The organism is Vibrio sp. YT-19(2023), assembly GCF_033337395.1.
The window spans coordinates 1-851 of the sequence record NZ_JAWOQN010000295.1 but is presented as its reverse complement, the minus strand read 5'-3'; the positions used below and the strand labels follow the sequence as shown (position 1 = coordinate 851).

Annotated in this window: 1 pseudogene; it reads left to right on the top strand. The window is 44.7% G+C overall.

Annotated features, from left to right (window positions below):
- A pseudogene (locus tag R7E78_RS25490) lies at positions 1-851 on the top strand (PDC sensor domain-containing protein); the annotation flags it as partial.

The window sequence follows — 851 nt, the reverse complement described above, 5'->3', positions numbered from 1 at the left end:
GTCAGTATCGTGACATTTTCGCTATTCGGCTATTACCACTACCAAGCAACGTTAGACAAATACAAAGACAAACAGCTCCTACAATTGGAGCTGTTTGCTTCCTCCGTTGAGTCACTTTTAAAAGGGCAAGAATCGCTGCTAGAAGTCGTTGGTCATCAACTGGTGGAGCAAAATAGCTTCACTCGTACCGCGGCCATTCAAACTCGCCCAATGTTAGATAAACTTCTCAACATTCATCCGGCGATCATCGGTTTTGGCTTGACCAATCCCAACGGCGACTACATTTCCGTTAGCTCGAACTTGATTTTGGAAAAGCTACACAATCTCAAGCAAGATCCGCTGACCAGAGAGACCTTCCTTGAAGCGTTGAACTCCGATCGCATGGTGATCGGCAGAACCTACTTTATGGAAGCGCAAGATTCGTTAGTTATTCCCATTCGTAAAGCGATTCCAGATAAAAATGGCGTAGTACAAGCGGTAATGACGGCTGGCTTTAACATGAATACGTCGTCAGTGTTTCGTAACGACATTCATGCTAATGAACACAATCGCGTGTCCCTAATTAGAAACGACGGCTACCTTACGTTTAGCTCATCTGAAGACACCACGATCAAGGACTATCAAAAGCCCGCCGATGATTTAAATAAACAAGCCTTATTGGATCAAATCCAGCAAGACTACGGCTGGGATACCGACCAAGTAAAACAGCTAACCCGAGCAATCAATGTCGTCGTCGATACCCAACGTTTGAATGAATTAATCACACTCAAATACCTTCCTGATTATGGCTTATGGGCAGCGTCGTCGACCGATTTGAGTTTCATTAAGCGTGGCTTTTACAGCCAATTTGC